Source organism: Geotalea uraniireducens (genome assembly GCF_027943965.1).
Lineage (GTDB): Bacteria > Desulfobacterota > Desulfuromonadia > Geobacterales > Geobacteraceae > Geobacter > Geobacter uraniireducens.
The window spans coordinates 447,210-465,940 of sequence record NZ_AP027151.1 but is presented as its reverse complement, the minus strand read 5'-3'; the positions used below and the strand labels follow the sequence as shown (position 1 = coordinate 465,940).

Annotated in this window: 21 protein-coding genes and 1 pseudogene; 4 read left to right on the top strand and 18 right to left on the bottom strand. The window is 58.9% G+C overall.

Going from position 1 to position 18,731, the window contains the following annotated elements; all coding sequences use genetic code 11:
• Nucleotides 1-25: 25 nt before the first annotated feature.
• The 6 genes from QMN23_RS02190 to QMN23_RS02165 form a co-directional block, all read right to left on the bottom strand.
• Entirely contained in the window at nucleotides 26-643 is a 618-nt protein-coding gene (locus QMN23_RS02190) for a type II toxin-antitoxin system HicB family antitoxin (protein ID WP_282001497.1), read from the bottom strand.
• Nucleotides 644-706: 63 nt separating this feature from the next.
• The gene (locus QMN23_RS02185) at nucleotides 707-1,204 is read right to left on the bottom strand and encodes a hypothetical protein (protein WP_282001496.1); all 498 of its coding nucleotides are present in this window, start codon (nucleotides 1,202-1,204) and stop codon (nucleotides 707-709) included.
• Between the two features lie 34 nt (nucleotides 1,205-1,238).
• A complete protein-coding gene (locus QMN23_RS02180; protein ID WP_282001495.1) occupies nucleotides 1,239-1,832 on the bottom strand; it encodes a sigma-70 family RNA polymerase sigma factor in 594 nt (197 codons plus the stop codon).
• 119 nt (nucleotides 1,833-1,951) lie between these two features.
• The gene (locus QMN23_RS02175; protein WP_282001494.1) at nucleotides 1,952-2,317 is read right to left on the bottom strand and encodes a hypothetical protein; all 366 of its coding nucleotides are present in this window, start codon (nucleotides 2,315-2,317) and stop codon (nucleotides 1,952-1,954) included.
• 260 nt (nucleotides 2,318-2,577) lie between these two features.
• Entirely contained in the window at nucleotides 2,578-3,381 is an 804-nt protein-coding gene (trfA, locus tag QMN23_RS02170; protein ID WP_282003795.1) for a plasmid replication initiator TrfA, read from the bottom strand.
• A 31-nt stretch (nucleotides 3,382-3,412) separates the two neighbouring features.
• Entirely contained in the window at nucleotides 3,413-3,586 is a 174-nt protein-coding gene (locus QMN23_RS02165) for a hypothetical protein (RefSeq protein WP_282001493.1), read from the bottom strand.
• Nucleotides 3,587-3,932: 346 nt separating this feature from the next.
• Here QMN23_RS02165 and QMN23_RS02160 point away from each other — a divergent pair, with 346 nt between their 5' ends.
• Nucleotides 3,933-4,628 (top strand): LexA family transcriptional regulator, encoded by a 696-nt coding sequence (locus tag QMN23_RS02160; RefSeq protein WP_282001491.1) that lies wholly within the window; start codon nucleotides 3,933-3,935, stop codon nucleotides 4,626-4,628.
• Nucleotides 4,629-4,641: 13 nt separating this feature from the next.
• Complete coding sequence (locus QMN23_RS02155) at nucleotides 4,642-6,144, top strand: recombinase family protein (protein WP_282001490.1); 1,503 nt, start codon at nucleotides 4,642-4,644, stop codon at nucleotides 6,142-6,144.
• Nucleotides 6,145-6,157: 13 nt separating this feature from the next.
• Here QMN23_RS02155 and QMN23_RS02150 read toward each other — a convergent pair.
• A pseudogene (locus tag QMN23_RS02150) lies at nucleotides 6,158-7,171 on the bottom strand (YifB family Mg chelatase-like AAA ATPase); the annotation flags it as partial.
• Nucleotides 7,172-7,234: 63 nt separating this feature from the next.
• Nucleotides 7,235-8,185, bottom strand: coding sequence for a thioredoxin-disulfide reductase (trxB, locus tag QMN23_RS02145; RefSeq protein ID WP_282001489.1), 951 nt, complete (start codon nucleotides 8,183-8,185; stop codon nucleotides 7,235-7,237).
• Nucleotides 8,186-8,387: 202 nt separating this feature from the next.
• On the opposite strand from trxB, the gene QMN23_RS02140 reads away from it, so the two are divergent.
• Nucleotides 8,388-9,368 carry a cation diffusion facilitator family transporter gene (locus tag QMN23_RS02140; protein WP_282001488.1) on the top strand — a complete coding sequence of 327 codons (981 nt, stop codon included), beginning with the start codon at nucleotides 8,388-8,390 and terminating at the stop codon, nucleotides 9,366-9,368.
• A 24-nt stretch (nucleotides 9,369-9,392) separates the two neighbouring features.
• Nucleotides 9,393-10,601 (top strand): threonine ammonia-lyase, encoded by a 1,209-nt coding sequence (ilvA, locus tag QMN23_RS02135; protein WP_282001487.1) that lies wholly within the window; start codon nucleotides 9,393-9,395, stop codon nucleotides 10,599-10,601.
• Here ilvA and QMN23_RS02130 read toward each other — a convergent pair.
• From QMN23_RS02130 to QMN23_RS02085, 10 genes are all read right to left on the bottom strand, one after another.
• Nucleotides 10,577-11,248, bottom strand: coding sequence for a TIGR04282 family arsenosugar biosynthesis glycosyltransferase (locus QMN23_RS02130; protein ID WP_282001486.1), 672 nt, complete (start codon nucleotides 11,246-11,248; stop codon nucleotides 10,577-10,579). The two genes, ilvA and QMN23_RS02130, sit on opposite strands and share 25 nt — an antisense overlap.
• Before the next feature lie 152 nt (nucleotides 11,249-11,400).
• The gene (gene folE2, locus QMN23_RS02125) at nucleotides 11,401-12,201 is read right to left on the bottom strand and encodes a GTP cyclohydrolase FolE2 (protein ID WP_282001484.1); all 801 of its coding nucleotides are present in this window, start codon (nucleotides 12,199-12,201) and stop codon (nucleotides 11,401-11,403) included.
• 16 nt (nucleotides 12,202-12,217) lie between these two features.
• Nucleotides 12,218-12,907, bottom strand: a complete 690-nt coding sequence (queC, locus tag QMN23_RS02120) for a 7-cyano-7-deazaguanine synthase QueC (protein WP_282001483.1) — start codon at nucleotides 12,905-12,907, stop codon at nucleotides 12,218-12,220.
• Nucleotides 12,908-13,015: 108 nt separating this feature from the next.
• Entirely contained in the window at nucleotides 13,016-14,194 is a 1,179-nt protein-coding gene (locus QMN23_RS02115) for a phospholipase D-like domain-containing protein (RefSeq protein WP_282001482.1), read from the bottom strand.
• Between the two features lie 118 nt (nucleotides 14,195-14,312).
• Entirely contained in the window at nucleotides 14,313-14,513 is a 201-nt protein-coding gene (locus QMN23_RS02110) for a hypothetical protein (RefSeq protein WP_282001481.1), read from the bottom strand.
• Nucleotides 14,514-14,570: 57 nt separating this feature from the next.
• Nucleotides 14,571-14,792 carry a NifU family protein gene (locus QMN23_RS02105; protein ID WP_282001480.1) on the bottom strand — a complete coding sequence of 74 codons (222 nt, stop codon included), beginning with the start codon at nucleotides 14,790-14,792 and terminating at the stop codon, nucleotides 14,571-14,573.
• Nucleotides 14,793-14,844: 52 nt separating this feature from the next.
• Nucleotides 14,845-16,248, bottom strand: coding sequence for an aspartate ammonia-lyase (locus QMN23_RS02100; RefSeq protein ID WP_282001478.1), 1,404 nt, complete (start codon nucleotides 16,246-16,248; stop codon nucleotides 14,845-14,847).
• 48 nt (nucleotides 16,249-16,296) lie between these two features.
• Nucleotides 16,297-16,758: a ferritin family protein gene (locus tag QMN23_RS02095; protein WP_282001477.1), complete on the bottom strand. Its 462-nt coding sequence runs from the start codon at nucleotides 16,756-16,758 to the stop codon at nucleotides 16,297-16,299.
• A 7-nt stretch (nucleotides 16,759-16,765) separates the two neighbouring features.
• Nucleotides 16,766-17,389, bottom strand: a complete 624-nt coding sequence (locus tag QMN23_RS02090) for an HAD family hydrolase (protein ID WP_282001475.1) — start codon at nucleotides 17,387-17,389, stop codon at nucleotides 16,766-16,768.
• 49 nt (nucleotides 17,390-17,438) lie between these two features.
• A complete protein-coding gene (locus QMN23_RS02085; RefSeq protein ID WP_282001473.1) occupies nucleotides 17,439-18,596 on the bottom strand; it encodes a class I SAM-dependent methyltransferase in 1,158 nt (385 codons plus the stop codon).
• Between the last annotated feature and the right edge of the window lie 135 nt (nucleotides 18,597-18,731).

Here is an 18,731-nt window from a genome sequence, read left to right as displayed (position 1 = left end):
CCAAAACAGCGACCATTTTGGCGACCTAAAAGGATTCCCTGACGGTGTGGTTCTCCATGGCGGATTTGAGCCTCAATAGACTTTCGTAAAGTTTCCATACCTCCTTGATCCGTTCAAACGCATGATCCAGGCTGGCACCGCACGCGTTTAAGACTGGAGGACCGGGGATCTCGGCAACATAGGCTTGCCGCGAGCTGTCCCACGTAAGGAGTATCGTGGGATACTGCTTTTTCGCTCTCGCGGCCGTAGATGCTCGTTCGGTATCTTTGCCGAACACCTTGGCATAGGTTTCCGGGAAATCCCGCTTCATGGCCTCATGTTCCTTCGGGGTATGGTCCACATTGGAGCGGTCCTTGAGGACCAACTCCGCAACGGCTGGATCGAATCCCCATCCCTTGCACCATCTGGCGAAGGTATATCCGATCTTTCGGAGAGCCGCCTCGAGAGGCCAGTCGATATCAAAAGACTGATGATAGGACTCCTTATCCATACCCTTGATGTGACCGATACTTCTAAGGAAGCTGTGCACGAACTCGACATTGCCTTTCTTGAGTGCCCTGGTTATTTCCACCACGCTCATTCCAGAGAGAAACGCCACGACGATCTGCCCCCTGATATCCTGAATCAAGTCTTCCCGTTCCATGTCCACCTCCGTTCGATTCCATTCGCCGCAGGGCGCAACAATAACTTTCATAATGAACTATGTTCATTTTGAAAGTTTATCTGGTGGAAATGACAGACGTTCCCGCGAATTTTTTCCCTTGGATTCCTCCAGCAGAGCCAGTTGGATCATGGTCCGCTTGCATGACTCTTCCCTTGATCTGCGGCGGAGGTTGTAAGCGATCTGTCTGACCCTCTTTATCTTGCTCAGCGGGTACTCGACCTCGAAGAACTCCTGAATCCTGTCGGCCATCTCGGTCGTCGATACCTTCATGCGGGGTTTCAAATTCAGATAGGTACTGAGGATGTAGCGCTCGATCTTCCCGAATTCCGGGAAAGCCAGCATTGCCGCTCTCTTGTCTGGCCTGAACGATTTGTTCATCTGTGCGACATACCAGTCGTGCCTCCAGATGTGACTGAGGGAAGACAGAAGGCGTTGATCGGCGTCGTCGAGAGGGAAGGAAATGATGTTGTCCTGCGACAATCTCCTCATGACCTTGCCGGTGACCGGTTTGAAGGTCTTTACGGCGGTTTTGATATCCATGGTGGGGTGTCCTTGGGGCTGTCGTTCGGGAGGTTTATATGCAGGCGCCTGCCGAACTTCTCTGCCGGCTGTTGAATTGGTTTCTGATCTGCGCTGGATCGATAACGCCTTCGGCGACCAGTTTCTTCAATCGGTTGAATACTCTGCTGAAAGTGTTGCGTATGTTGGTCGGCAAGCAGCCGAGGAGTTTGGCAATTTCGTAGCTGGATAATGCTCCCGCCTCGGTCAAGCCGAGAGACAAGGAGAAGATTTCTTGCTCCTTCTTGGTGAGATGTTGCTGGATAGCCTCGAATACCGCCACTATGTCCATATCGCTTTCACCGTCCTGGTCATTTGCTGACACGTTGTCGATGTCGAAAGAGCACAGATGAGACGAGATCGAGTTCGAGCCGTGGTGGTTGAGGTTCGGGGTCATAATGCTGATCTGGTTCCGGAAAATGGTCCAGAAGGCGGCCTCGAACGGTATCCCCTTCGACTCGCTTCGCAAAGTCGCCACCATTGCCGCCTCATAGGCTTCCTGAATGTAATCGCTCTCTTCGTAGGGCGAGAACTTGCGATACTGGGAGATCATCAACTTGATGCCCTCCTTGTTTTCTTGAACCCACTCGACAGCCATCAGGAAATCCATGTTGCCTCCGAAAAACAAAAAAAGCCGGCCACGGAGTCGAGCTCCGAAGACCGGCTTTGCCGGCGCCTGAAAGCGCTTGGCCGTGCCAGCAATGAAATATGCGGTTATGTCAACTGCTTCTAAATGCCGGGAACCGGGAAGTCTGGCTTTGCGATCTCCCTGTCGCTGGAAATCAACGTGACGCCAAGGCATGAGGCGATACGGATGATTTCTTCTGTGGAGGCAGATTTCCGCAAATGATCTTCCACCTTCCGGCGAATCCTAACGATGTCCCATCCTGTGGGGATATAGGCCCCGCATATCTGGATTGAACCGTCTTCGGCAATTGTTATTGCCCGGTCTCGTACAGCTTCGTTGACGACGTTGAGATTTAAGATCCCTTCCACGATCCGGTAGGAGTCACCGGCTTTGGAGATCGCCATTCCTGACCGTCTCAAGTGAGTGATGACGATGGTCATTGCATCGTATGGAAATTGGCAGTTCATGCGTCCCTCCTCTGGATTGCTGCCCTTTTTTTGGTTAAAAAGGGTTAGAATATGGTTAGAGGGCTGTGGAAAACTTCGCAATATCCTGTTATTATTTGCGATTCTACGAACATGCAGTTGGTCAAAGGTCAACAGTCCAGTAAGTCAAAGGTCAAGTTCCGGTTTGGCATAGGTCAATACCGGTTGGGCATAGGTCAATTCCCGGTAAGCCAAAGGTCAATAGCTGGCTGGTCATAGGTCAATAGGTGGTAAGTCAAAGGTCAATACCTCCTCTTGACCGCAACCAGGTCCTCCACTATTTCCCAGCTGTCAAGGAACTCAACCCTGACGAGTTCGCCAAGAGCCTTCTTGAGTTCGATCTTGAAGTTTTTCTGCGCCATCTCGGAGCCGCATAGCTTGATAAGGGTCTCGACTTTTACCGGGTATGGCTGCCGGTGACTTGCCCAATAGCCGAAAAGCTTTGACGTGATTCCGTCCGGTAACGACTTTCTGGTTTCCCAGTTAACCCTTGTTAGAAATTCATCGTCGAATAGCAGCCGCATTTCTTCTCCGACCCAAACCTGCCATCGCGACATGTTTTCGTTGTTCTCGTCCCTTGATTTGAACTTGAGAATCAACGATACGCTGATAAAGCATCCGAGCCGCTTGGAATGGATGCGGATCGCGGTGGCCTGCATCCGGCTGAGGCAGGTGCGGAGACGCTCATAGCTTTGCCCCTTGATTGGCCACCCGAGGGCCTTGACGAAAGAATATGGCGTAAACTCTACGCATTCTCCGAGGGCGACTTTCTTTGCCAAGTGAATGAGATGGAGCCAGACAAGCTCGTCGTCCTGGCGCAGCTCTTCTCCGCGGTAAATGATCTGCCCGTCGCCGATGACGGCTATTTCAATGTCTTTGAGGAAGACGCGTTGCTGATTTCTGTTTCGGCAATTAAAGAGGGCCGAGCGGAGAACCTCGTTCGGCATGGCCCGTTGACCGTCCGGCCATTCAGGGAGGTATTTGGGTTTTGCTGCGAGGCTCGCAAGGATTCGTTCGAAAGAGTCGACTTCGGCTTCCTTGGGCAATCTGGGGGAGGAACTCGGAATGGCCTGAGTATTACAGTGCAATGGCCACCTCCATCACAGAAGAAGGCGGAACAACCGGAACGATTTCCTTTCCTGCACTTTTCTCAAAGGCTTGCCGTTCGAGGTCGCGTCGGATGATATTCATCAGACGCTCAAACCTTGCCTCCGGATCGCATGAATTTATGTATTCGACGGTGACTTTCACGGCGTTTCGTGCACCAAAAAGAAGAATTGAATAACATTTTGATGAATTGTGTGATTTTTTATGGTATAAGATGATGAGTAGTTGGGGCGCAAGTGACCCAAGCTGATGACATCCCAACAGCTTTATCGTGGCCACAAACTTTCGTATGGTACCCCAAGCTCTTGGGCAATGATTCTCTGAATCCGCTGTGATCGTGCCCTCCCGCTTATTACGTGATAGACGGCCGTCCGATGGACACCTGCCTTTCTGGCGATATCCGATCCTGATATCTGTTTTTCCATCATCAGGATCTTTATTTTCACTGAAATCTTCATCATGATGATTATTATCACATAAGGATGATAACATGTCAAGAAAAAATACACAAAACGAAGATTACAAGATATCTGAAATCATCGAAAAGCTGAAGTCAGCCCTCGGCGTGAAAGGAGACGTTGATGTCGCAAGGGCGCTAGAGGTGGACCCGAGGCTGATGGGGGTCTGGAAAGGTCGTAACACGATTCCCTATGATAAGATCATCAGTCTGTGCATCAAGAACCACATCGGTTTGGAATGGATTTTTTCAGAGGGAGCTGCTGTCCCTTCCGAGTATCAGGAACAGCAACTTCTTGTAATGGAGAAGGAAGGTTATGTACGGGTTCCTAGATATGAAGTACAAGCGAGTGCCGGTGGTGGCGCCATTATCCATAGCGAACAGATCGTCGATCATCTTTACTTTAAGGCTGACTGGGTCAAAAATGTCCTGGGTATTCCAAGGGACTGCCTTGCACTGATTGCTGTTCATGGCGACAGTATGGAACCGACCCTGAGCAACGGAGATTTGATATTGGTTGATACTCGAGTCTCAAGGGTTGAAGATGGTGCCATCTATGTTCTGCAATTTGATGATGCTTTGCTCGTCAAACGCCTTCAGAAAAAGTTCGACGGTTCTGTTGTTATCAGGAGTGACAATCCTCTATACGAACCGGAGATATTGCACGGGGATGATACTGAAAAACTGAAAATTGTCGGAAGGGTTGTCTGGGCTGGCGGAATAATCTAGGCGGAATGCGGTTATGCATGTTGGAATTTGGATAAGGGTATCGACAGAGGATCAAGCCCGGGGGGAGTCCCCGAAAAATCATGAAGCACGTGCCAGGATGTACGCCGAGCTCAAGAGGTGGCAGGTTGTAGAACTGTACGACCTCTCAGGGGTATCCGGCAAAGACGTTCTGGACAATTCCGAAGCGAAGAGAATGCTCGAAGATGTTGCAGCAGGCCGCATCAAGGCGTTGATATTCTCGAAACTCGCCCGTCTCGCCCGCAATACCAAGCAGCTCCTCGAAATCTCTGATTATTTCCAGAAACACGATGCGGCCCTCGTCAGCTTGGAAGAAAGCATAGACACATCCTCGCCTGCCGGCCGTCTTCTTTACACCGTGATCGGCGCTTTGGCCCAGTGGGAAAGGGAAGAGATCTCCGCTCGCGTTGCCGCTTCGATCCCAGTTCGGGCAAAAATGGGGAAGAACACCGGCGGGAAGGGACCTTTTGGTTACCATTGGGTTGAAGGGAAGCTTGTTCCAAATCCAGCTGAGGCTCCCATCGTCAGAAGGGCATACGAGCTTTTCCTTGAAACTGGCAAGTTGCTCACCACCTGCAACATGCTTAAGGAGGAAGGTCTCTATTCCAGGAATAAGTGCGTCTTCCGTCCCACTTCCCTCAAGCGGATGCTCTCGGAGACCGTCTACAAGGGAGTTCGGAGGGCCAATTACGCGAAGAGTCTGGGAAATAAGAAGAACTGGGTTTTGAAGCCTGAGAAGGACTGGGTTTACTTCAACGTCGAGCCTTTGGTGTCCGAAGAAGACTGGGAGGCCGTGAACAAGATATTCCAGGAAACGGCGACCCGTTATCCCAACTTCAAAGAAGTTCCGAAAAACGGAAGGTTTCTCTTTTCCGGCTTGCTGAAATGCCAATGCGGCTCCAAGCTCTATGTCGCACCCTACCCGTCAATGAAGATTCCACGTTATGCCTGTAAAAAATGTCGGACGAAGATCAATGAGGACATCATCGAGCAGCATTTTCACGATGCTTTGAAAGGCATAGTTATCACACCCGAACAGCTTGGTGCGAATGAGGACCTGGAAAGGGAGCTCCTGGAGAAACAGGAAAGGCTGGAACTTCTGAAGAAGGAACAGAAAGATGTGAACAACAAGATAGACGTTCTTATTGATCTGTACGGGAAGCAGGCCCTCGATCAGAACGAATTTCGGGAGAGATTCGATCCTCTCAAGTACAGGAAGGAAAGTATCTTTGCGGAGATCCCACGCCTGCAGGCGGAGATTGATTTCATCAAGACGAATGAAATCGGTAGATCGTTCGTTATCGAAAGAGCTACTACGCTTACATCGCTTTGGGGAATGCTTAGCTACGATGCTAGGCAGCAAGTCGTGAAGGAACTCTTGGACCGGGTTGATGTCGGCGAAGAATCCCTCCATTTTGTCTTCTATTATATCCCCACTTTTGTGCCAGTAGAGAAAGGTTCACACACCCACAGGGATTCATCGCCGCAACGAGCATGAACCGTGACGGATATGTGAGCGACATCAGGGCGCGGGAGATGGTCACCTTGCCGTCTTCCAGCGGCTGGCGGAGCACTTCGAGGACATGCTTCTTGAATTCGGGGAGTTCGTCGAGGAACAGCACGCCGTGGTGGGAAAGGGAGACTTCGCCGGGGCGGGGGGTATTGCCGCCGCCGATCAGGCCGATGTCGGAGATAGTATGGTGCGGGGTACGGAACGGCCGCCGGGCGACCAGGGCCTTTTCACGGTCCAAGAGCCCCATGACGCTGTAGATCTTGGTGGTTTCGATCGCTTCGGCGAAGGTCATCCGGGGGAGGATGGTCGGGATCCGCCGGGCAAGCATGGTTTTCCCCGAACCGGGTGGACCGATCATCAACAGATTGTGCGACCCGGCCGCCGCCACTTCGAGGGCTCGCTTGGCGTGCTCCTGCCCTTTCACCTCGGCAAAGTCGTCCCACGGCTCGCCGTCCCGGTCGAAAAGCCCCTGGAGGTCGACCCGGTGCGGCGCAATCTCCCGCTCACCGTTGAGAAACTCGACTACCTCGGCCAGTTCGCCGACACCGATCACCTCGACCCCCTCGACCACGGCCCCCTCCGGAGCGTTTTCCCGGGGGACGACGATTCCCCGCAGTCCGGCACTGCGGGCGGCAACCGCCACCGGCAGGCAGCCGCGGATCGGCTTGACGCTGCCGTCGAGCGACAGCTCGCCCAGCAGGAGATATTCGTGCAACCGTTCACTTTTGATGATGCCGGTGGCGGCCAGGATACCGACCGAGATCGGAAGGTCGAAGGCGGCCCCCTCCTTTTTCAGGTCGGCGGGGGCCAGGTTGACGGTAATCTTGCGGGGCGGGAAATCATAGCCGGCGTTTTTCAGCGCCGATTTGACCCGGTCCTTGCTTTCCTTGACCGCCCCGTCGGGGAGGCCGACGGTGGCGAACTGGGGCAGGCCGGCGGAGATATCCACTTCGACATCGACGACGACGGCGTCGATCCCCAGCAGGGCGCTGGACAGGGCCTTGGCGAGCATAATCTTCCCTCCGTGGAATCAACTGGGGCGTAGCGGAGGCGTCCTGCCTCCCGGCCCGCCAAGCTAGGGCTTGAGCATATCGAGATACCGCTCGGCATCGAGTGCTGCCATACAGCCGGACCCGGCCGAGGTGATTGCCTGGCGGTAGATCGCATCCTGGACGTCGCCGGCGGCGAAAACCCCGGGGACGCTGGTGGCGGTGACGTTGCCATCATTGCCGCACTGGGTACGGATGTACCCGTTCTCCATATCGAGCTGGCCGACGAACAGCTCGGTGTTAGGGGTGTGACCGATGGCGATGAAGACGCCGTGCACTGCCAGCTCCTTGGTCGAACCGCTCCGGTGCCGAAGCCGGACCCCGGTCACGCCCGACTCGTCGCCGAGCACCTCATCCAGTTGGTGGTTCCACTCGATGGTGACATTACCGGTCTTGGTCTTTTCGATCAGCTTGTCGGCGAGAATCTTCTCCGAACGGAGCTGGTCGCGCCGATGGACGACTGTCACATGGCTGGCAATATGGGAGAGATACAGGGCCTCTTCAACGGCAGTGTTCCCACCGCCGATCACCACTACGTCCTTCCCCCGGTAGAAAAAACCGTCGCAGGTGGCACAGGCCGAAACCCCTTTCCCCTTGAACCTGCTTTCGGACGGGAGGCCGAGATAGCGGGCCGAGGCACCGGTAGAGATGATCAGGGCATCACAGGTATAGATGCCGTTGTCCCCTTCGAGGCGGAACGGCCGCTGGCTGAGATCGGCCTTACCGATCTGGTCGACGAACATTTCAGTGGCGAAGCGTTCGGCATGGCGGCGCATCCGTTCCATTAGCTCGGGGCCGAGGACGCCATCGACATCGCCGGGCCAGTTATCCACCTCGGTGGTAGTCATCAGCTGTCCCCCCTGCTGCAGGCCGGTGATGAGCGTCGGCGCCAGATTGGCCCGGGCGGCGTAGACAGCCGCAGTGTAGCCGGCAGGGCCGGAGCCGAGAATAATCAAGCGACGGTGCATCGTTTCCATAGACGAGATCCTCCCGAAAAAGTCGGGCTACGATAGCAGTAACGGGCCGGAATTGCAAGGGCTGTCGGGCGCTTTCCGATTGACCGGTCGGGAGCCCTCTGCTACACTTTCAATTAATGAAAGCGTGCGCATCCCGCAGTTGATGCCGACGATCTCCTCGCCAGCCAACCGCCGGTGCCGGGCTTGATCCGCGAGGTAAACGATGCACGCCGAGAGCCATCTCGACCGGAGCATAGCCGGCCGTTTCACATACGCCATCGTCCTGACCGCCCTTACGCTTATCGCCGAGGTCGCCGGCGGCATCTGGACCAACTCGCTGGCACTGCTCTCCGACGCCGCCCACGTCTTTCTCGACCTTTTCGCCCTCTTCCTGTCGCTGGCGGCGATCAAACTCTCTTCGTACCCGGCATCCGACACCCGGACATTCGGCTGGCACCGAACCGAGGTCTTCGCCTCGTTCATCAACGGCGCGACGGTTTTCCTGATGGCGGTGGGGATCTTTTACGAGGCGGCGGGGCGGCTCTTCAATCCCGAGGCGGTAAAAAGCCTGCCAATGCTGATTATCGCCACCATCGGCCTGGTAATGAACCTGGTAGCCGCCTCCGCCCTGCACGGTCATTCCCACGACGACCTCAACGTTCGCAGCGCCTTTCTCCATGTCCTCGGCGACGCGGCGGCGTCGGTCGGGGTTATCGTCGGCGGCGCGATCATCTATTTCACCGGCTGGTACCTGCTCGACGCCCTGATCTCCATCGGTATCGGCTGCGCCATTTTTTCCGGCTCCTGGCGGGTACTGCGCGAATCGACCCACATCCTCCTGGAAGGGGTGCCGCGAGGGTTGAGCACCCAGGCGGTGGCCGACGCCATCGCCGGCATCGAGGGGGTGAATTCGGTCCACCACTTGAACATCTGGACCATCTGTTCGCACATCCTCGCCCTGTCCGCTCATGTGGACATCAAGCCGGAGTACAAAGAAGGACAAGTGGAGGTACTGCGGCAGATTGAACAGCTGCTGTTCGAGGAATTCCACATCAGCCATACGACTCTACAGGCGGAATGTACGCTCTGTGTCGCCGCATCGCCGATGATCAAGGAACTCCGCCACCGCCCCCGCCACGACCATAATCACGACCATAATCACGACCATGACCATGATCATGACCACCATCACCACGACCACTAAGCTGCGCCCCGGCGCGGAGGGGCCATGCTACCCTACAACCTGATCCAGGAGGCTGCCGACCGGTTGAAAAAACGGGTTCGGCGCACCGAACTGATCCACTCGCACCATTTCAGCGAACGGCTCGGCCTGCCGCTGCTGTTCAAATGCGAAAACCTCCAGCGTACCGGCTCGTTCAAGATCCGCGGCGCCCTCAACTTCATGACCGCCCAGCCCCGCGAGGCGCTGGCCCGCGGCGTCATTACCGCCTCGGCGGGCAACCACGCCCAGGGGGTTGCCTTTTCCGCCGACCTGCTCGGCGTGAAATCGACGATTTACATGCCCGAGAGCACCCCGCCGCAGAAGGTCCAGGCGACCAGGGAGTACGGCGCCGAAGTGGTGCTGACGGGACGAAACTTCGACGAAGCCTACGCCGCCGCCCTCAAGGGCCAGAAGGAGACCGGCGCCCTGTTCGTCCACCCCTTCGACGACCCGCTGGTCATGGCCGGGCAGGGAACCATCGGCCTGGAAATCCTCGACGAGCTGCCCGATGTGGCAACCATCCTGGTCCCGATCGGCGGCGGTGGGCTGATCGCCGGGATCGTGACCGCAGTCAAGGAGACCCACCCCCATGTCCGGATCATCGGCGTGGAATCCAAGGCGGCGCCGTCGATGCACTATTCGCTGAAAAAGGGAAAGATCGTCGAAGCGCCGCTGTCGGTAACACTGGCCGACGGCATCGCGGTGAAAAGGGTCGGCAAAAACACCTTCCCGATCATCCGGGAACTGGTGGATGACGTGGTGCTGGTGGACGAAGAAGAGATCGCGCTCGCCATCGTCGCCCTGCTGGAGCGGACCAAACTGCTGGTGGAAGGCGCGGGGGCGGTGCCCCTGGCAGCGCTCCTGAACGGCAAGGGAGGAAAAATGACGGGGAAGACCGTCTGCGTCCTCTCCGGCGGCAACATCGATGTCAAGACGATTGCCACCGTGGTCGAGCGCGGCCTGGTGGCCGCCGGCCGCTACCTGAAGCTGACCGTCGTCCTTGACGACATCCCCGGCTCACTTGCCCGGCTGTCGGCCGATGTCGCCACCACCCGGGCCAACATTTTCCTCATCAGCCACGAGCGCCGTTCCCTTGGCCTCGCCCTCGGCAAGACCGAGGTTCTCCTGGAGCTGGAAACGCGGGGCTACGAGCACATCACGGAAATTATCGATTACCTGGAACGGAAGAGTTACGAAGTGACGGTGGTCAAATAGGCGAGCAGAAACTTCCGGGTCAGCGGGGCGCCATTACCGGGGGCAACCAGTCCCGGCCGGTGCAGGTCGGCCGCCTCATCGACGTCATACCAGGCCGGCAGCAGCTCCACGGCAATTCCTGCAGCGGCTGCCCGGGCCAGCGACCGGGCGAGCACCGCGTCCGTCGACCAGGGAATGGCGGCGAAAAGTTCCGGTAGCAGCCGCTTCATCGCCAGAAGATAATACCCCCCGTCCTCGCTCGGCCCGAACACGGCATCGACCGCCGGCCGGGCCAGCCGGGCATACGCCTCTTCGATGAATGCCGCCGGGAGGTCGGGCGAATCAGTGCCGATGATTGCCACGGATTGGTATCCCCGCTGAAAAACCTGGCTGAAGGCATTGGCCATCCGCTCACCCAGGTTCGCCCCGGCCTGGGGAAAGAGCCGCGCCGTCCGAACGTTCGTCGCGAAATACTCCGCAGCCCCGTCTGCCGGGTCATAGCAGACGAACGAGTCCACTCCAGCCAAATGACCAACTTTGGCAAAAATATCGAGTTGCATTCGAGCATAAAGTTCTGCAGCATTTTCCGGCGAAAGAGGCGGCACCAATCTGGTCTTAACGCGACCAGGAGTTGGCCTTTTGGCGAAAACAAGCAAGGCGTTATTCATGAAAAAGCGGCGCTCCGGTGCCGATTAACCCATCCCAAGTTGTAGCGTTATCCACAACTTCCCGTTTTTTCCACAACCTTATCAACACCTCTCGGGATAACCGGGCAGCGCCCCGTCAAGCAAGGACCGTGCGCATTTTAGGGGTAACGGCATTATTCCCGCTTGTCCCGCTCGATGGCGGCATAAGCCGAGTGTTTGTGGATCGACTCGAAATTTTCCGCCTCGACGGAAAACCAGGTCACGGCCGGATGGGCCATCAGCTTGAGGGTGACTTCGCGGACAATATCCTCGACGAATTTGGGGTTTTCATAGGCCCGCTCGGTAACGAACTTCTCGTCCACCCGCTTCAGCAGCGAATAGACCGGACTGGAGCCGCACTCTTCGATCAACTCCACCAGATCCTCGATCCAGATAAAATCGCGGTAGCGGAGCTGGACGGTAATATGGCTCCGCTGGTTGTGGGCGCCGTAGCGGGAAAGCTCCTTGCTGCAGGGGCAAAGTGAGGTAACCGGAATCTGGACCCCGAGGACGAAATCGAATTCCGCGCCGAGCGTGCCGGTGAAGGTGCAGGCGTATTCCATCAGGCTCCGGGCACCGGAGGCCGGGGCCCGCTTTTCGATGAAATAGGGGAACTCGATCGCCAGGTGGGCGGAGGAAGCGCCGAGCCGCTCCTTCATCTGCTGGAGGATCGGCTCCATGTTGTCGAGGGCGATCTTCTCGCGGTAGATGTTGAGAATTTCGATGAAGCGGCTCATGTGGGTCCCCTTGAAGTGATGGGGGAGATCCACGAACATGTTGATCCGGGCCACGGTATGCTGGAATTTCCGGTTCTTGTCCATCACCATGATCGGGTAGGAGATATCCTTCACCCCGACCTTGCTGATCGGAATCTTGCGGGTGTCCAGTGAAGTCTGGACATCGCTGAGTGAGGGGGGGGGCGCATTTTTCGTCATCGGTGTTTCTCCTCCCTCACCCTTCACTCCTCACCGCGTACCTGACCGGATCGGCCACTCCCGCCTCGGCAAACCCCTTGAGCCGCAGCCGGCAGGAGTCGCAGAGGCCGCAGGCGGTGCCGTCGGGGGCCGGATCGTAACAGGAGTGGGTACGGCCGTAATCGACGCCGAGTTCCAGCCCCCGGGCAATGATCTCCGCCTTGGTCAGCCGGAGCAGCGGGGTATGGACATGGAAGTGCCCCTTTCCCTCGACCGCCGCTTTGGTCGCCAGGTTGGCCATGGTTTCGAAGGCGGCGACATATTCGGGCCGGCAGTCCGGGTACCCCGAGTAATCGAGGGCGTTCACGCCGATGAAAATGTCGAAGCTCCCCAGCACTTCCGCCCAGCCGAGGGCGAACGACAGGAAAATGGTATTGCGGGCCGGCACGTAGGTCACCGGGATATCGCTCCCCACCCCCTCCTTCGGGACGGCAATGTCGGCCGTCAGGGCACTGCCGCCGACCTGACGCAGGTCGAACTCCACCACCAGGTGATCCACCGCCCCCATCGCCCGGGCATTGGCCTTCGCCACCTGCAGTTCGTGGGTATGGCGCTGGCCGTAGGCAAAGCTCATCGCGTAGGGCTCGAACCCCTCGGCCCGGGCAATGGCCAGACAGGTGGTCGAATCGAGGCCGCCACTGTACAACACGACCGCTTTCTTTGGCATGACAACTCCTTGAGAATTCGCTTCGGGACCGGGTAGGCATCAAACTCATACACCGCCCCCCGGCAAGCGTCAATAAAAAGATGCCGGACGGCAAGGCCGGCGCAGCGCTCAGAGGAACCAGCTCACCGGCGCGCAGAGCCGTTCGAGAAGCCGGACCACCCGCCCCCGCCGTTCATGTTCCTCCAGCACCACCCGCCGCGAACCGGCCAGGTCCTCGGCAAACATCTCCGCCAGCTGGGCGCCGAATTGCTGGCTGACGACGATGGCGTTCACCTCGTAGTTGCGGTGAAAACTCCGCTGATCCAGGTTAGCGGAACCGACCACTCCCCAGGAGTCGTCGATCAGCATCACCTTGGCATGGAGCACGGCCCCCTGCCGCTCGTAAATCTCGATTCCTGCCCGGAGCAACGGCGCATAGTAACTGCGGCTCACCAGCCGGACCAGCGGCACATCGCTCTTGGCGGGAAGGACCAGTTGCACCCGTACGCCGCGCCGCACCGCCCGAAGCAGCGACCGGACGATCCGCGGCCCGGGGACGAAGTAGGGATTCATGATCCGGATGTATTCCGTCGCCCCGGCGATGGCGATCCGGAAGGCGCTCCGGATCAGCGACCGGTTGTGGTGGGGACCGCCGCTGACAACCAGGACCTCGGCATCGCCAACCGGCAGGGGGGAGAGGTCGCCGACGCGGCCGCCAAGCGGCGCGCCCCCTTCCTCGCTCCAGAACTCCCGGAACTGCCGCTCCAGCTCCGCCACGACCGGACCGTCGATCCGCACCCCGACATCGCGCCATCGTTCGGAGGCACCGCTAAAGCCGGAATATTCGTCGCCGACGTTCACCCCGCCGGCGAAAACCGTCACGCCGTCGACGAGCGCCAGCTTGCGGTGGTTGCGCTTGTCGAACCAGGCGATGCCGCGGCGGAACGGCGGCGGGTTGAAGGGGAGGCAGGCAACACCGCCGCCACTCAGGCGACGGAAGTAGGCCGCCGGCGTCTCGAAACAGCCGATGTAATCGTAACTCAGCGCCACCTCGACCCCCCGGGCCGCGGCGGCCAAAAGCGCCTCGGCAAAAGCCCGGCCGGTAAGATCGTCGCGCACGATATAGAATTCGGCATGAATGGAACGGCGGGCGTGGCGGCAGGCCTCGATAAGCGCGGGAAAAAACTCTTCGCCCCCCTTGAAGAGCTGCACCCGGTTTCCCGCCGCGTGGAAGGCATTACTGTTCCGCCGAAAGAGGCGAAACGACTTCGGGGCACGGCGGAGGCTCTTCTTGCGCACGACAGACATGGAATCGGGCTCCTGCTGACAGGGTAACGCAGAACGAGGGACGCTGGCAAGAGCAACCAGCGACCGGTCCCTCACCCTGAAACGGAAGAGGCGCGGTCGTCAACCGCGCCTCCCGTCTTCACTCTTCGTAGGCAATCACCCTGACGAGGCCGATCGTTTCGCCCTTGTCATCGGTCGTCGGGGTATCGGAGACGGCAATGAGCCTCTTCACCCCGTTCTCGGCAACGAACCGGTTAACCAGCTCATCGAGCTGGGCCAGTTCCTGCATGGTCTTCAGCGGCTTGATTTCCATACCGAACGTCTTTACCTTGCATGCCATGGGATACCTCCCTCTGCCGCGAACCGTCGCCGGGCTGGAGCAACCGGTCGTGCCGATTTAGACGGCAACAACTTCCTTGACTCCCGGCACCTTCTCCCTGAGAGTCCGTTCGATCCCCATTTTGAGGGTCATGGTCGACATCGGGCAGTGGCCGCAGGCGCCAACCAGCTTGACTTTCACCACGCCGTCCGCCGTCACTTCCACCAGTTCAACATCGCCGCCGTCCGCCTGAAGCGCCGGCCGGACCGTATCGAGCACCTTCTTGACTTCTTCCAGCATCGTTCTCTCCTTCCGTTAATGGGTTGTTTCAGCACCTACGGGCTTCGGCCCGCTATTCCTTGCGCCCCGGTACCCCCGGACTGGTCAGGGGATAGGGATCGAGAATCCTGCCGAGCGCTTCGGCCGAAAGCAGTTCCCGGGCAACGATAATCTCCCGGACGCTCCGGCCGGTCCGCATCGACTCTTTCGCCACCTCCGCCGCCGCCGCATAGCCGATGTACGGCGCCAGCACCGTCACCAGGCCGACCGACTCGTCCAGATAACGGGCACAGCGCGCCTCGTTGGCGGTGATCCCGGCAATACAGGAATCAGTCAGCTTGCGGATCGTATTCTGCAGGATTTCCAGGGCGAAGAGGATGTTGCAGGCGATGACCGGCATCATCACGTTCAACTCCAGCTGCCCGGCCTGGGCGGCAAGGGTAATCGTGGTGTCGGCCCCGAGCACCTGGAAAGCCACCATATCGGTCACCTCGGCCAGCACCGGGTTGACCTTGCCCGGCATGATCGACGAGCCGGGCTGTAGCGCCGGCAGGGTAATCTCGTTCAAACCGGTCCGCGGCCCCGACGCCAGCAGCCGCAGGTCGTTGGCGATCCGGATCAGGTTGACCGCCACCCCCTTGAGGGCCGAACTGAGCGCTACGAAAGGGTCCATGTTCTGGGTGGTTTCGATCAGGTTTGCCGCGCCCCGGAGCGGCAAACCGGTTTCGCCGGCCAATTCGGCGACAACCAGTTCGATATAGCGCCGTTCGGCATTGAGCCCGGTGCCGACGGCGGTCCCGCCGATCCCCAGTTCCCGGAGTGCCGGGAGCGCCTGCTCGATCCCGGCCAGGTTACGACCGATGGCCACCGCGTAGGCTTCGAATTCCTGGCCGAGCCGGATCGGCACCGCGTCCTGGAGGTGGGTACGCCCGCTTTTCAGAACCCGGTCGAACTCCTCCCCCTTGCGCCGCAGGGCGGCGATCAGGCCATCGAGGGCGGCAACCAGACCGTCGGCCAGCCGCAAGGCGGCAAGCCGCATGGCAGTCGGAAAGACATCGTTGGTCGACTGGGCCATATTGACATGGTCGTTGGGATGAACCGGCGCGTTGTCGCCCCGCTGCCCGCCGAGGAGTTCATTGGCCCGGTTGGCCAGCACCTCATTGACGTTCATGTTGTGCGAGGTACCGGCCCCTGCCTGGAACGGATCGACAACGAAATCGGCGGCAAATCCCCCGGCCAGCGCCTCGTCGGCCGCCCGGACGATTACCCCGCCCAGTTCCGCCGGCAGTCGCCCGGTCGCCATATTGGCCCGGGCAGCGCTCTTTTTGATGACCAGCGTCGCCCAGACGAGCGCCGGATGGGGCCGCAGCCCCGAGATAGGGAAATTGGCCACCGCCCGGGCGGTCTGCGCTCCGTAGTAAGCAGCAGCGGGAACCTCGACAGGGCCGAGGGTGTCTTTTTCTATCCGGAAGTCCATTGGTGCGCTCCCATGCTCGGCGGCACCCGGAGCCAGCGGGGGGAAAACCTATTCCCCCTTGATTGCCCGGTATTTCTCGCTGATGACCCGAAGGTGCTCAGCCTCCTCATTGCGAAGGGCAGCAAGCATCTCCTTGCCGGCGGCATCGGCCGTCCCGGCAATCAACTCGTCGAAGTAGTCGATCCCCTTCTTCTCGATCTCCATGGCAATCTGCAACGCCACCAGATCGTCGGTGTTGAAATCGACCTGCGGTTCGCCGGCGGCGCCCGGTTCCAGGCCGATGGTCGAGCCGCCGTAGAAGACCCATCGTCCCCCTTCATGCAGGGATTGGTAAAGTTCGTTCAGCTTCAGGTAGTGCTGTTCCTCGGTCTTGGCCAGCCAGTGGAAGATCCGCTTCCCTTCCGGATTGAAAGTCTTATGCTCGGCCTTGGTATAGAAATCGAAGGTTTCCTTTTCGATCTCCATGGCCCGCATGATGGCGTCGAGGGTTTCTTTGCGGTTCTCGTTCATTGGTTCCTCACTGAATGATGGAGTTAAGCGTCAGCAGTTGATCGATGCTCTGCGAGAGAAAGACCGCACTTCCCAGCTCGGCGGGAAGGCGGAGGTCGATATCGTAGCGGTCGCCGACAAAAAGACACTGGCCGGGTTGGCGGTCGATATCGCGCAGGAGCTTTTCCAGGGCATCCCGGTCCGGCTTCGGCCGCCAGGAGTCTTCGATGGTGTAGATGCGGCGAAAAAGGCCGGTGAGGCCAAGCGCCGTCACGATCCGCTCGGAGAGGGAGCGGTTGTTGTTGGTGTAGAGGTAGAGGTCGAAACGCTCGCTGAGTCGACGGAGCAGCGCCACCACCCGCTCGTCGCGGCGGAGCAGCGGCACCGGGTCGACCTCGCCGGCAAAGCGCCGGTGCAGTTCCGGCAGATCACCGCCGAGCTCCCGGCAGGCCAGGCTCAGGGTCACCGCGCCGGCTTGCCGCCTGATCAGCAGCTCCTTGGTCTCGCGGATCAGGCGTTCGGCGTCGGCTACGGTGGTCGCCCGCAGCTCGGCTATGTAGCGGCTTGCCGCCGCGACAATCTGTTCCCCTAAAGCATCGCTGACGTAAAGAGTTCCGTCGAGATCGAAAATTATGGCATTGATTCCGGTCACCGGCCCGCCCCCCGCCTCCGGATCAAGTCTATCATCCCGCACCCCGCTGTCAAAAGAGCCGACTCCAGTCGCGCATGCAGAGCAGATGCGGGTTTTCGACCCCTTTGCCCTGGACGAGGACCTTGAAGGTATCGCCCATCCCCCCTTCGGGAAGCAGCAGCTTCTTGATGGTCAGGCGAAGCTTGAGCCGTTCCTCCTCCCGGGTAGCCACCGCCTCGAGGGCCATCAGCTCCTCCATGATCCCGGCCGCCACCAGGAAACGGTACTGCTCGCCGTACCAGATCTTTTTCAGCCCGGCCGCCTCCCCCTGCTCAATCAGTGTGGAAAAGTCAACATGGGTGGTCATATCCTGCTGGCCGACCCGGAGGTACGGATTCTCTTCGATCGTATGCCGGTAATAGCAGAGAAGGGTGCCGTTCTGACGCATCGGCCCGTACAACTCGGGAGCGAGATAGCCGTAATCGATGGTCAGGACGAATCCCCGCTCCAGCGAGCCGGCCACCGCCGCCAGCCAGCGCACGGCATTGAGATTGATCTCGGCCCGCTGCCCCTCGTTGAGGGTGATGCCGAGCCGCGCCAGGTACTCCGCCAGTTCCGGGGTGGAAGGATGGTCGAGTTCTTCGGCAAAATCGTCCCCGGCAACGGTCACGTACACCTCCCGGAGTCCTGCACCTGTCATCTCCACCAGGTGGGTCGGGAAGGAGTCAAGGAGTTCGTTGGAATAGAGACAGCCGGTGAAACGGAGGGTACCGGCAGCCAGCTCGTCCGGGCTGCTCCAGGCGAGCTTCCCCGCATGCTCGGCCAGGAGTTGGCGCTGCACCTCCCGCAGCGACGGCTCCGTCTCGATCAGCCGGCAGGTCAGGACCGCGTACAGCTCGCCATTCACGGCCCGGATGGTATCGAGGATATCCTTGGCAAGCTGGCCGTGGCCGGCACCGGCCTCGACGATTTCGAAGGAACCGGGGCACCCCAGTGTCTCCCACATCTGGCAGATCTCTCGGGCGATGACCCGGCCGAAGGCCTGGTGGACATTGATGCTGGTGTAAAAATCTCCCTCGGCGCCGACCTTGCGTCCCGGCGAGGTATAGTAACCGAGGCCTGGTTCGTACAGGCAAGCGACCATGAACTCCGCAAAAGGGATTTTCCCCCGGGCCGCAATCCGCTCGCGGATCAGTTTCCGCAGCGGCGTATCGTCAAGGTGTTCCACGAAAAACCTCCGGAAAAAAGTTCACTTATAGTGCAAGGGCGTGTTTTTGTCAATCTGCCGTTCCACCGGCCGCAGCGTGGTGTGCCCATGCAGGAAGCCCAGGATGGCGGACCGTCAACTCCCCCCTGTCATTGC

Excerpts from the sequence above, each read along its gene's own strand:
- ilvA (WP_282001487.1), top strand. The coding sequence starts at position 9,393 with ATGCTACCCTACAACCTGATCCAGGAGGCTGCCGACCGGTTGAAAAAA.
- QMN23_RS02110 (WP_282001481.1), bottom strand. The coding sequence starts at position 14,513 with ATGGCATGCAAGGTAAAGACGTTCGGTATGGAAATCAAGCCGCTGAAG.
- QMN23_RS02130 (WP_282001486.1), bottom strand. The coding sequence starts at position 11,248 with ATGAATAACGCCTTGCTTGTTTTCGCCAAAAGGCCAACTCCTGGTCGC.
- trxB (WP_282001489.1), bottom strand. The coding sequence starts at position 8,185 with ATGGAAACGATGCACCGTCGCTTGATTATTCTCGGCTCCGGCCCTGCC.
- QMN23_RS02095 (WP_282001477.1), bottom strand. The coding sequence starts at position 16,758 with ATGAACGAGAACCGCAAAGAAACCCTCGACGCCATCATGCGGGCCATG.
- QMN23_RS02115 (WP_282001482.1), bottom strand. The coding sequence starts at position 14,194 with ATGTCTGTCGTGCGCAAGAAGAGCCTCCGCCGTGCCCCGAAGTCGTTT.
- QMN23_RS02180 (WP_282001495.1), bottom strand. The coding sequence starts at position 1,832 with ATGGATTTCCTGATGGCTGTCGAGTGGGTTCAAGAAAACAAGGAGGGC.
- QMN23_RS02105 (WP_282001480.1), bottom strand. The coding sequence starts at position 14,792 with ATGCTGGAAGAAGTCAAGAAGGTGCTCGATACGGTCCGGCCGGCGCTT.
- QMN23_RS02160 (WP_282001491.1), top strand. The coding sequence starts at position 3,933 with ATGTCAAGAAAAAATACACAAAACGAAGATTACAAGATATCTGAAATC.
- QMN23_RS02140 (WP_282001488.1), top strand. The coding sequence starts at position 8,388 with ATGCACGCCGAGAGCCATCTCGACCGGAGCATAGCCGGCCGTTTCACA.
- QMN23_RS02190 (WP_282001497.1), bottom strand. The coding sequence starts at position 643 with ATGGAACGGGAAGACTTGATTCAGGATATCAGGGGGCAGATCGTCGTG.
- folE2 (WP_282001484.1), bottom strand. The coding sequence starts at position 12,201 with ATGACGAAAAATGCGCCCCCCCCCTCACTCAGCGATGTCCAGACTTCA.
- QMN23_RS02175 (WP_282001494.1), bottom strand. The coding sequence starts at position 2,317 with ATGAACTGCCAATTTCCATACGATGCAATGACCATCGTCATCACTCAC.
- QMN23_RS02100 (WP_282001478.1), bottom strand. The coding sequence starts at position 16,248 with ATGGACTTCCGGATAGAAAAAGACACCCTCGGCCCTGTCGAGGTTCCC.
- QMN23_RS02155 (WP_282001490.1), top strand. The coding sequence starts at position 4,642 with ATGCATGTTGGAATTTGGATAAGGGTATCGACAGAGGATCAAGCCCGG.
- queC (WP_282001483.1), bottom strand. The coding sequence starts at position 12,907 with ATGCCAAAGAAAGCGGTCGTGTTGTACAGTGGCGGCCTCGATTCGACC.
- QMN23_RS02185 (WP_282001496.1), bottom strand. The coding sequence starts at position 1,204 with ATGGATATCAAAACCGCCGTAAAGACCTTCAAACCGGTCACCGGCAAG.